At 46.4% G+C, this 11647-nt stretch carries 11 protein-coding genes and 2 pseudogenes; 9 read left to right on the plus strand and 4 right to left on the minus strand.

Annotated elements, in window-relative coordinates; genetic code table 11:
* Positions 1-85 precede the first annotated feature (85 nt).
* The 3 genes from PAT9B_RS27160 (at position 86) to PAT9B_RS27170 (ending at position 1399) form a co-directional block, all read left to right on the plus strand.
* On the plus strand, positions 86-367 hold the full coding sequence (locus tag PAT9B_RS27160; RefSeq protein WP_013512488.1) for a hypothetical protein: 282 nt from the start codon (positions 86-88) through the stop codon (positions 365-367).
* 58 nt (positions 368-425) lie between these two features.
* The gene (locus PAT9B_RS31550; protein WP_041526249.1) at positions 426-617 is read left to right on the plus strand and encodes a DUF6404 family protein; all 192 of its coding nucleotides are present in this window, start codon (positions 426-428) and stop codon (positions 615-617) included.
* Between the two features lie 215 nt (positions 618-832).
* On the plus strand, positions 833-1399 hold the full coding sequence (locus tag PAT9B_RS27170) for a hypothetical protein (RefSeq protein ID WP_013512489.1): 567 nt from the start codon (positions 833-835) through the stop codon (positions 1397-1399).
* Between the two features lie 124 nt (positions 1400-1523).
* Here PAT9B_RS27170 and PAT9B_RS27175 read toward each other — a convergent pair whose 3' ends face one another.
* Positions 1524-2777, minus strand: a complete 1254-nt coding sequence (locus PAT9B_RS27175; RefSeq protein ID WP_013512490.1) for a hypothetical protein — start codon at positions 2775-2777, stop codon at positions 1524-1526.
* Between the two features lie 139 nt (positions 2778-2916).
* Positions 2917-3363 (minus strand): hypothetical protein, encoded by a 447-nt coding sequence (locus tag PAT9B_RS27180; RefSeq protein ID WP_013512491.1) that lies wholly within the window; start codon positions 3361-3363, stop codon positions 2917-2919.
* A gap of 353 nt (positions 3364-3716) precedes the next feature.
* Here PAT9B_RS27180 and PAT9B_RS27185 point away from each other — a divergent pair, with 353 nt between their 5' ends.
* From PAT9B_RS27185 to PAT9B_RS27205, 6 genes and pseudogenes are all read left to right on the plus strand, one after another.
* Positions 3717-5738, plus strand: a complete 2022-nt coding sequence (locus PAT9B_RS27185) for a DUF4034 domain-containing protein (RefSeq protein ID WP_013512492.1) — start codon at positions 3717-3719, stop codon at positions 5736-5738.
* Positions 5739-6277: 539 nt separating this feature from the next.
* Positions 6278-6397 (plus strand): annotated as a pseudogene (locus PAT9B_RS31555) (VapC toxin family PIN domain ribonuclease); the annotation flags it as partial.
* Positions 6398-6521: 124 nt separating this feature from the next.
* On the plus strand, positions 6522-7175 hold the full coding sequence (locus PAT9B_RS27190) for a hypothetical protein (RefSeq protein ID WP_013512493.1): 654 nt from the start codon (positions 6522-6524) through the stop codon (positions 7173-7175).
* A 155-nt stretch (positions 7176-7330) separates the two neighbouring features.
* Positions 7331-7609, plus strand: a pseudogene (locus tag PAT9B_RS27195) (IS3 family transposase); the annotation flags it as partial.
* A 259-nt stretch (positions 7610-7868) separates the two neighbouring features.
* On the plus strand, positions 7869-8414 hold the full coding sequence (gene abiEi, locus PAT9B_RS27200) for a type IV toxin-antitoxin system AbiEi family antitoxin (RefSeq protein ID WP_013512494.1): 546 nt from the start codon (positions 7869-7871) through the stop codon (positions 8412-8414).
* Positions 8398-9315: a nucleotidyl transferase AbiEii/AbiGii toxin family protein gene (locus PAT9B_RS27205; RefSeq protein ID WP_013512495.1), complete on the plus strand. Its 918-nt coding sequence runs from the start codon at positions 8398-8400 to the stop codon at positions 9313-9315. Before abiEi ends, PAT9B_RS27205 begins: the two co-directional genes overlap by 17 nt.
* Positions 9316-9638: 323 nt before the next feature.
* Here PAT9B_RS27205 and PAT9B_RS27210 read toward each other — a convergent pair whose 3' ends face one another.
* Both PAT9B_RS27210 and nifB read right to left on the minus strand, forming a co-directional pair.
* Positions 9639-10145 carry a nitrogen fixation protein NifQ gene (locus PAT9B_RS27210; RefSeq protein ID WP_013512496.1) on the minus strand — a complete coding sequence of 169 codons (507 nt, stop codon included), beginning with the start codon at positions 10143-10145 and terminating at the stop codon, positions 9639-9641.
* A complete protein-coding gene (gene nifB / locus PAT9B_RS27215; protein ID WP_013512497.1) occupies positions 10142-11545 on the minus strand; it encodes a nitrogenase cofactor biosynthesis protein NifB in 1404 nt (467 codons plus the stop codon). The genes PAT9B_RS27210 and nifB overlap by 4 nt, the downstream gene beginning before the upstream one ends.
* Positions 11546-11647 lie beyond the last annotated feature (102 nt).

Genomic DNA, 11647 nt, shown 5'->3' on the forward strand with positions numbered 1-11647 from the left:
GGCGCTTCAGCAACAGTGCATAAGTCTTTTATCAGCGCCCTTTTTATGTTTTCCTATTCGTATTCATCGCAATAAGGACATCTGCATGAAAATCTACTGGACACTCAGAAGTATCCCCGAGCTATCACAACTCTCATCAAAAGAGTGTGGCAAACGCTGGAACGACATCTATACCTCAACCTTTCGGCACTGGGAAACATGGACCGGGCTGTTACTCTGTGCACTCTTATCCGGCGCAGGCGTCAAATTATTTGGTTTCCCGGGTGTTATCGCCATGGGAGCGATTGGCGGTTTTGTTTACGGTCAAATTGTCATTCACGTTGCCCGCAAATATTACAGACAACGTTTGCTGGGTGAACCAGGCTGAGCCTTTTAGTAAATGGTCAAAATCCGACAGGAACAACAGCCAGAATCAGGGAACTGATATGAAGCATTATGTGATTGAATTCGTCTTTAGCGCCGTATGCTTTTCCGTGTTTTGGGGTGCGGCCATGTGGTTTGCGCAGTGGAAAAAAGCAGGGATTTCATCCCGAAAAGCGCTTTGCATATCGGTAATCTCAGGTCCGCTTTTCGCATCCGGAGTTTTTCTTCTGAGGTATATCAGGCACCTTTTTTAACACAAAAGTGCTACCGTCACCCTCTACGCCCGACCCGTTTCGGGCTATATCGTAAAAAATTGCTCTTTGCTGGTGTCGTCAGGTGCTTTATGATTTATGAATCTTTAAACAATACACCATGTATCGTAGGCATTTAATTATTGAGTCATTTTATATATGGATGTTTACCGTGTCTGGCTGAGAATGTTGACCAGAAGGTGAGTAGGGAGAGAAAAGTGAAAATAAATTATAATCCACCGGCGCTTGAAAGTTTAGATATCTTAGGAATCAACCTGAATCCATCTTTGATGAAGATGTTAGGTATTCATTTCGAAAAGATAAAGATCAGTAGCGACCTATACAGAAAGGTATATGAATTTTATCATGTGAATGATTTTTTTTGGAAGTCGATCTATAACGGCATGTATAGTGATCCTTTAAACGCTAGTGGTGAGTTAAAGAAAGAAGAACATTATGGCTTAAGGTTTTCTATTGTAAAAATAAAGGGTGGTGATTGCAAACACGAATACTGGATAAAGCAGTTTTCAGAAAGGCGTGCTCACGAAAATTTAAGAGGAAAATATCATTGTAATGAAGAGCAAAAGAAAAAAGTAGAAGATTTAAGAGGGAAAGGTGATGAATACTATGATTGCTTTGATATTGTTTGTTATTTGATTGACAATCACAAAAAAGACATTATTGAAATAGAGGTTTGGGATAATGATGAGAATTGTCAGGAATTCTACTTTCAAAAGGCTTTAGATACACCAATAATATTTCGTAAGTCTACTGGGGCAGATTGATTTGATGATTATTTTTTGGGTGTAAAGCAATCAATGCAGGAGCATCAGCATGAGCACCGAGAATATCTCCGACATAATTGGTGTATGTTGAACGACAGGGGGCAATTCTCGTTTGTTAACTTTCTCAATGAGAATTCCAGTTGATTATACGAATTGGACCCGGGTCTCCTTCATCTAACATGACCAATGTACTGACTAAAACATTGGCACGAGCACGAGGGCCAAGCCGTTCCTCCCGCTCCCATCCATTAATTTCTAATACGTTAATGATGCGAGACACATCAACCAGACATCTTATTTTATATTCAATTCCATCCATGCCGTAGGCTTTAGTCAATTCATTAAATCTGGTTACAGCCGCGTTATACCCTCTTGGTGGTGTTAAACCTGCCAGAGCGAAGAGAGATTTAACTTCAGGAAAAGAGATGTTGCGTAACAGTTCAGACGTGGGCATTTCTGGCCCCCATTTTATCAGGCCGATGCCCATCAGTTCTTCAATAATCGCTGTGTCCACAAAGTCTTCATGCAACACCGTACTTCCCGTATGCTGTGTCAGATACCAATGAGCAGCCTCCTGAGAAACACTATTCATTATATCCGCAAGTGGGTCACGACGTGCCAGTGAGCCTCTGAGACCGAACTCCTCATTGACAAATTCTCTGGGAAGCCAGGGTTCCTCTACTTTTTCAAGGTATTGGTCCAAAAGTGGCCAGCGGATACCGCATCGGATGGCTTCGAGAATAGCTGGCCAGCGTGAGGAAAAACCGGACTCATAAAGAAAGGACGAAAGTGCCTCTTTAAAGAAGGTGATACCTTCCTGATAGCGAGCGAAAAGCTCAATTTCGTGATCAGCCAGGTTTATACAGAATGGCGTTAACGAGGGTGCTGGGCGAGTAGGCAAGGGTATCTTCTTCACAAAAGAGTGAGCCTGATATGGGGTCTCACGGAAAATAAAATTTTTCTGGGGCGGCCAGTTTTCAGGCCACGGATTGCAACGTAAAACGGGCGGACAGGACTTCAAAACGTTTGCTATTTCAGGAGAGGGAGTGTGTGTTTTCGCGGAAAGAATCATCTCCTCCACTTCTTCAAGAGATTTTAACGCGTCAGCATATTTAATAAGGCGATCATCTATTTCGATTTTATAGCGAGCTAACTTATCACACTCATTATGTATTCGTGTCTGAACCGGATGGGACTGTATATCCCACCCTGAGTATTCTTGAGCCGCGATAGTGGCGGTATCATTAAGCCAGCGCTGAACCAGACGTTCCTGAAGAGGAATGCTGGCTAACCTGTGTTCGACAGCTTCACGTGCTGCCATTGCCCGGTCATATGCAAGACTCAGCGCAATAACGAACGGATCTTTTGATTTTGACATGACGTTCTTTCCCTCCCTGACGGACCGACTTACTCCTCGTTGGTGAGTGTAATCTGATCTCTCGTAAAGTGCCTGTCGTGATACTGTATATCAATCAAATGATCACCTTTCTTCGCTCGAACTAAAATGAATAGGTATGTTAAACCGGTGGGCCAGCAAACCAGGACACGACCAGAAATAGCAACAGGAGCGCACAGATAAGCCCGACATACAGCAAGATCGCGTAGAACGCCAACGTACTTCCACCAAACAGCATGGCACCACTGACACTCCATGCGTTCTCCTTTCGAATGCCACCGATAAAAGCGCAGAGCAGGGCAATAATTGCCATACCAATCCCTGCATTGTCGAGCAGAGCATCAATATCAGGAGCGCGTTTTTTGGCAGTTGCGGGTGGTTCTTCTCCCTTCAGGCCAGCAATAATCCCCGTTTTAACGGCAGAGACTTTGTCTGCAACGATGTGTTCAAGTGACTGTGTGGGTGAAGTGAAAGGGCCTGTGGTGAAATGGAAAACGCTGAGCATCAAAGCCACGGCACCTAAAAGCATGCCCGCTGAACTCCATTTATTTTGCGATAACGTGCTCATTAACCCTCCCTGTCATTCCAATAGGTTTTGTCGTTAAATCAGAATCTTTCATTAGCCTGTCGCATATTAATCCAAGCATGTTGATATCATACCGTACTCACCTGTGGGATTTTAGAAAGTTTGTCCTGATTATTAATATGCGAAACAAGTATCGGAGGTGAATTATATGCCTGGACAATAATATGTTTCCGGTATTGTGGATTTTGTCCGCATTTTTCTATATCAGATGATTCCCATAGACAGGTTTCTATCATTGGTCTATCCATTCAGTTCACCCTATTTTTCCTTTTAGAGAAAAAGGCTTTTCCGCATTTATGCAATAACATCGTGATTCAGGAACAGGACGTTTACTCATGAAATCTCTCGTCGAAGTATATGACTTACAACAGCAAGTAAAGCGTAATTTAAGTCAAAAGAATTACCAAAACCTTGAGCGGCTGTTTGCACCGTTGGTGGGGCCGGATCTGCATAAAGTGTTGCAAATTCAGTTCCTGTTTAACCCTCAGGTTGAAGAGGCGAATGAAATACTGCAACAACTTCATGCCTGGCAGCAGGAAATGCCGCAGAGTTATTATCCTTATGTCTTTATTGCCGGCTTTTGGTATATGACCGCTGCCAATGAGCGTGGGATACAAACTATGGACCGCGTAACTCTCGCGCAACGCCTGCGATTCAGCATTGCCAACGACCAGTTTTTTTACTGGGCGTTGAAAACTCTTGAATTCAATCCTGAAAGTGTTGTGACCCTCAACAAGTTATTAGAGGCATCAGGCCGATTTGGTATACCTGACTGGCTTGAGTTGCCAGTCAATCAGCCGATTAGCTTCACCTGCGCGCATTACGATGGGGAGGCCAGAGAATATATATCTTCATTTGCAGGATATAGCCTTCCAGAGGGAGCGATTAACATAACGCTTTCGACACCAACTGCTGATGAAATGAGCTTCATTCCACTCTATTGGTTGAGGCACATTCTGATAACGGCACCTGAACATATTGAGTCAAGAAAAACGATTATCAGGTTTCTGTCGCCAAGATGGTATGGTGATGAAAAGTATGAAAAAGTAGATCAATTCCTGGCAAGCGATTACTGCTCAGGTTTATCTGCTTTCCAGATAAAAATATTGCATCGCGAGAAAGAATATGACCGGCTAACGGCATATAACACGCTGCCATCAATCAATCTTCGAAAAGCGCTGGAAAAGAGTGAGAAGCATTTCGCAGAACTGGTTAATGACCACCTCAGTGACGAAGAAGACTCTCTGACCCGGTTCGAATATATTGATTTCTGTTACCATATTCTGACGACTATGCCTGACGATCGTCAGAATTCGAGAGATGCATTGGTACAAAGTATTTATCAATCATTGCATGACATTGTCAGACTGGCTTCACCCTGGATTATTTTCTATCGGGCCACTGAGGTTTTCAATGTCCTGTTCTCAATGATGAAGATTTATGAGTTTGAAGATAAGTTGAATGTCTTTGACAACCTCTCCAGACAAACGCGTTATCGCAATCTTACATCCCCGTTGGAAGTTTTATACAGCGCCCTGGCGGCAAACTTTCCCTTATCTGACGTTTTCCTTGAAACTCAACGCGAAAGTATTGAGCGTTATTACATTTCCGCAGAACGCAATCTTGATTACGGTATGTTCAGATTGCACATTTTCATCCTGAGTAAGATGGGCTATGCTGCTTCGATAAAGCCTGTAATTGAAAAATTTGCCACTGAATATCGTGGGGTTAACGCATCCATACTGTGTTATGAAATTTATCACGGTAACACCCCGGGTCTTGCACAAATGTTTTCGGTTAATACGAATATCGATAAATCCAATATGTTCCTTGATATTGCCGTGCAGCGAAGATCTTCACAGGCGATGTTGATTAAATCGCGTGATTTAGAGACTTTGATAGAAGGTAACGATAATCCCTCAGTGAAGGCAGAATTAGCCATTGAAAGAGAGAGATTGTTAAAACTCAATATCCAGTCGGGGGATGCATTATCACAGTATGATTATGCATGTAGTTTAATTGCATCCAGTGATGAGAAGCAGATTCGCCAGGGGTTGTTTATTGAGGCCCCCAAAGTATTGCTGCAAGCGCGTGTAAGGTTGGATCAGTTGGCCTATATCGCCTATCTGTATGCTTTTTGCGCATTTAATGCTCGGGGTATGGATAAAAATCTATTTGTTATGGATTTCTGGATCAAACAGGCGATGCAATGGGATGCAGATCCCAACTACTGGAATTTCCTTCAGAAGGTCAAAGAAGGGGTTGCCTTAAGACCTTTGTATAATTACTACGTAAAAAGGTCTAAAAGTAAGATTTCTGAGGAAATGAAAAACATTATGGAACATGTGATTCAATAAAGGGGATTAGCCGATGTCAGTCGTTTTCTTTGTTATTTTCGTAGCAGTAATGTTCTTCTTCGTCAGGCCAAGGCTCCTGAAGGCACAAAAACAGGCTACCACGGTTATGTTACCAAGAAAGAAATAGTCCCTGACCGTAGCCATCGTATCACAGGCATCCGGGTAGTTACTGTTAACTGGCGGGCCCTTTATTGGTAAGGGGGCTTGCTGGTTACTTTACTGACGGATGCTGCTGACCACGTTCGGCCAGAAACTGATTGAACGTCTGGCATGATGAAGCGCTGTCTGGAGATTTTTTTAAATCACTGACGCTCGACAGTTGTCGTGCCACAACATGAGTTCCTGGTATTGGCCACTCTCTGGCTGACCGGTAAAACCGTTAAGTGGTTTTGGATACGGCTGGTGAATTTTCGTAAGTTGACAGCAGTGATGCCTGTAGCTCCCCACTAAGTTCGGAAAAAATCAGAATCATTTTCGCAAGATTCGGGTCAGCAGCATAAAAACAGGCAAGGGGAAAATTACCTGATCAGCGTTCGGCAAATGATGCCATGATTGCCGCAACTGCATACCGACATGACATGACTGTCGTTACCTGGAATGTGAAAGATTTCGAAGAATTAGGCGTTAAGTTGCTTAATCCGTGGGAGTGGCATCCGTAAAGCCTTTGCAGTGTTCTGTATTTAAGGTTAATTAAAAGAATTGTATCAATTTCCCCCACACTTTGGCATGCTGTCCGGTTGGGTTGTTCCCGGCCGCTCACGCGCTTATCGGTTGGGGATTTCTATGCCATATCAACGTAAACATCGTCCTTTTACTTCCTTATCCCGACGCAGTCGTCGTCGGAAAGTTATTCAGCTTAAAAATCGCATCCATCAGGAACGCCATCGCTGTGGCGGAGTATTCTACGACGAGTGTGATTTCTCCCGTTATGGAGAAGGTTCGGCATATGTCTGGGAATGGAGTGACATCTTTTTCGTCGGGTTAGCGCCTGATGTTTTCTGGAATGCCGAGATCATCACTGCTGAACTGGCTTTAAGAGATGCGATAGAGTCTCGTACTTTTGAGAAAGCTTCTTCTCTGTTGAATGAACAGGAGCGTCAGCAGGAATTTAGAATGGAGACTCGACCCAATTTCAATGCGAAAGGGAAAATTGTCAGTCACACACTGATTAGGCAGCAAGAGCAAGAATATTCGATCTTCGATGGTCTTACATTTTCGCAGTATGTCCAAAAGTGTGAAGGGGAAATGACTCGCGATGTTCCCATTATCTGCCGGGGATATCAGTACTTACCCGGATATGTGTATGGGCGGGGGCTTCGTATCATTGTTGATGCTCCTTCATTAAGCCTGCAGGTTATTGAAGCAGCGATAGCTGATTTTCGTGCACGAGGTGAGGTCGAATGGTGTTCTGCAGAACCCGTAGTATTTAAACCATAGCTGCTGAGCTCGGTGTTCAGGCATATATGCCGTTAAAAACGCAGGGACTCGCATGATTTGCCTTGCTGGGTGCTAACCATATTGCCAGACAGCTGTTGAACCAGTATGACTCCAGTCCCAGTCTATCACCGACATTAATTCTGGCTCAGTTCCGGAAGGGCAGTCAGTACGGCAGCGATGACTGGCAGCGGTTCTGCCGGGCCCATAACCTGTCGCCGAGCATGAGCCGTCGCGGCAACTGCTGGGATAATGCGGTAGCAGAATCGTTCTTCAGCTCGCTTAAAAAGGAGCGCATCAGAAAGCGGATATACAAAACCCGGGACATGGCCCGGGCGGATATCTTCGATTACATTGAAACGTTCTACAACCGGACCCGGCGGCACAGCCATCTGGGTGGCGTCAGTCCGGGGGCCTTCGAAAAGGCCTCGTCGTGAGGACAGAGACTGTCTGTGGAAACGGGGTCACTCCAGCTAAGCCCGGAAGATGCTGAAGGGAATGTGGTTAATGAAGCACGGGTAGAGCTATCGCGTCTGCTGCCTTTAATGAAAGTCATGTTTGTAGCGTCAAACGTCAACCTTGCAATAAGGTTACATGAATACTACTAATTGGTGGTATTCATGTGTATTTGACGGGTTTTGCGAATTCAGGTATACATGAATACTAAACTTATGTGGTATTCACGGGAACTTATCGATGGACAGAATGACTGCTATTGAACGCTTTAACGCCTTCGATAAGAAAGGGCGTTATGTCTTCACTACTCGTGATCTGGCCAAAATTTTCCATGAAGACAGTCCTAAGACATTGAATGCAGGACTGAATCGTCTGGTTAAGGATGGCATCCTTTCTCGAGCCATTCGTGGTGTATATGTTTACGCCCATGCCAGAAGTAAAGATGCCTACACACTTGAGCGCATTGTTCTGGCACTGCGCCGGGGAGAGTATAACTATCTCAGCCTCGAATCAGCGTTATCAGCGTATGGTGTCATCTCCCAAATCCCCATTGGCCGCATCACGGTGATGACAACCGGACGCTCAGAAGAACATAAAACCCCTTTCGGGGTGATTGAGTTCACCCATACTAAACGTTCTCCTGAACAGATTTTACGGGATACTTATATGGGGGACTCGCCGCTGCGGCAGGCGACGATGGCAGCTGCAGCAAGGGATTTGCGCCGTGTCGGGCGTAACACGCATCTGATCGATGAATCGGAGTTGAACCGTGAATCAGAAAGTTAATTTTGCCGTACTGGTCAGTCAGGCGATGGAGTCCGCTGAGCTTGAAGGTCTACGGAGCGTGGTGGAAAAAGAACTTTTGCACTACGACATTCTCTACTGCCTGGATAATGCCGGTTTATTACAGGATCTGACTTTCCAGGGAGGGACCTCATTAAGGCTCTGTTATGGTGGTAACCGATTCAGTGAGGATCTGGATTTTGCGGGTGGAACTGAGTTTTCCGGTTCACATCTCAAGAACATGAAAACCTGCATTGAAGATTATCTGGGAACGCGTTACGGATTAGAGGTCAGCGTAAAAGAGCCAAATGAGTTACGGCGGGAGCCGGGCTATGAGGATATTCGTATTGATAAATGGCAGGTATCCGTCACCACCTCCCCTGAAAGGCGTGATATGCCAAAGCAGCGTATCAAGATTGAGATTGCAAATATTCCCGCCTACACGAGAGTGCCGATGGGACTATCACGTAACTATACGGTTCTACCTGATGGCTATGCTGACACGCTTGTGATGTGTGAAACGCTTGATGAAGTGATGAGTGACAAACTCATTTCCCTGGTCGCCACAACAAAATATGTCCGCTATCGCGATATCTGGGATCTGCCGTGGTTACTCCAGCAGAACGCGGCCTATGATATTGAACTGATTCGCAGGAAAATTCAGGACTATCGGATCCCAAACTACAGGGAACTTTTAAAGCTTCGCCTGGAGAGCATTGACCAGACGGTCAGCGATGGACGGTTTGAAGCAGAAATGCGGCGTTTTTTACCGCAGACAGTTTTTGACAGAACGCTGGGGCGTGCTGAATTTACCGGTTATCTAAGTAACAGGCTCAAAACTCTGTTAAGTTCCTTACAAAAGGAGCTGGAAGGGGAGGGAAGAGGGAATCCATTTCTGATGTGAAAAATTTACTCTGAATACTGTGGAAACCGCCGACTGATTCGCATATTCAATTCCAGCAAAGAGTGGCTCTCTACTTTGTAATTAGTTACAACAAACAGAATGATTATGATCAACTACAGGCGCGCTACCTAACCGCTGATGCCCCTCTCCACCAAAAGTCAGTGCAAACCTCGTACATAATTCACTGTTAAGCGAATTCGGCTGGGTGTCTGGGCAGGGATTTATTGGTTGTGTAATGTATGCTGTAACTATACCCATGTTAATTACAGTTTGAATTTCCCCCGCTAAAGGTCAGCAGTTACCTGCCGTCTTTGTCCCGGAAATCACGAATTATCAAAGCACACTTGCCTTTCACAACACTCATCACAACTTGGTGAACGACAAATTAATTCACCCTGTGCATGCAAACAACGCTGGCGGTAGAAAAACTTTTTCCAGCGCATGTTTTTATCATTCATCACTACCAGCTCAGGAAAGCAGTCACTCATCAGTTGCCGCAGCTCGGCTCTGGAACTCAGACCCAGATCTTCCCAAAGATGGTTAAAAGCCAGCGAGACGCTGGCAATAATACAGTGCATCGGCTCTGCGTCTGGCTGCATATATTCCGCCAGCCATAACGTCAGTTGTTGCTGCTCATCGCTGCGCGTGGCGATCAGTTCACTCATGAGTTGATGGCGCATCTGCGTATCTGCTGGAATTAACGGTTGCCGGGCTGGTAGTGGCAACTGCACCCACTGATGCGGAGAAAGTCCCATTCTCTTTGGATAACTACCGCATCCCTGAAGATAGAGAGATACCAACCGACGTAACCAGTCTTGTTGTGCCGTCATGCAACCCCCTTATTACGCAAGCTCAGGGATGTTGTCCGCGCACGATAATCCTGCCACCAGCGATCCAGGGCTTCCGTTACCGGTTGCCAGGCATCATCTACGCAAGGTTGAATACCGCGCGCTTCGAGTTTTTGCCAGGGCGTATACCCCATCCGTACACAAAAAACTGCCTTTACATCGGCCAGTAGGTCAAAAATCGCCGCCATGCGCGCTTCGCTGTCCGGTTCAGGTTCACAGCTGTCGCTGCCGTGACAGTATTTTGGCGTGAAACGCTGATTCACCAAGACCACCCCAGCCGCAGAAAGGCTGTAGATATAAAACCGCTCGGCATGACCAAAATGGTTGTCGATCACATCCCCGCGTTGCGAGGCGACAGCCACCAGGCAAGCCTCTTCCTCATCCGATTCTCCCCGGGTCGCAATGCTGGCATGCAACTTCGCCCGCTGAAACAACACAGGCAGCCAGGGTTGCGAAGCGGATTCGGGTTCCGGAATCGCGGCAAACTGCTGGCTACGATCTTCTCCCAGCATACCAATCGCATCCGCCCGGCACTGATGACAGTGCGTCATCTGCGGGATGATCTCGCCACAGCGTTGCCTGACTGCGGCGACCATCGCCGCATCAGGTTCCGGTTGCCCGTTCAGGCCAAATACCGTGCCATGTTCGGGGCGTGCAATCAGCGGCATGATGTTATGGATAAATGCGCCACTGGTTTGCAGCAACTGGCTGACATCGGGTAATGCATGCTCGTTAATACCGGGGATCAACACCGAGTTGATTTTCACCAATACGCCTTGCGATGTCAGGCGGCGCACACCTTCCAGTTGTCGGGCGATCAGAATTTCACCTGCTTCACGCCCGCTGTAACGCTCGCCATCCAGCCACAGCCAGGCATAAATTTGCGCCGCAATGTCGGGGTCAAGCGTGTTAATGGTGACCGTGACATGATCAACACCCAGTGCCACCAGTCGATCAGCCGCATCAGGCAGCATCAGGCCATTGGTGGAGAGGCATAATTTCAGGTCCGGAAACGCTTCACGCACTTGTACAAGGGTGCTAAAGGTACGATGGATATTCGCCAGCGGATCGCCAGGTCCAGCGATACCCACCACCGATAATTGTGGGATCGCGGTCGCCACTTGACGAACTTTAGCAACCGCCTGTTCAGGCGTGAGCAGGGTAGAGGAGACGCCCGGTCGCGATTCGTTACTGCAATCAAACTTGCGATTGCAGTAATTACATTGCAGGTTACAGGCAGGCGCGACCGGCAGATGCATTCGCGCGAAACGATGGTGCCCACTGCGTGAGTAACAGGGATGTGACGCAACTTTACCCGCGACCAGATCGGTCAGCGTCTCACGGGTCGGTGCCTGGCAGGCGGTAGAGGAGCAGGAAGTCATGGCGTTACCTTGATGATGTAGTCTTAAACTGCCTGCTGCAATATATGTACCGTTTGCCACCTGGTTAATACGATGAAATTAAAGCACTTTATTCAGCGAGCC

Source organism: Pantoea sp. At-9b (assembly GCF_000175935.2).
Taxonomy (GTDB): Bacteria; Pseudomonadota; Gammaproteobacteria; order Enterobacterales; family Enterobacteriaceae; genus Pantoea.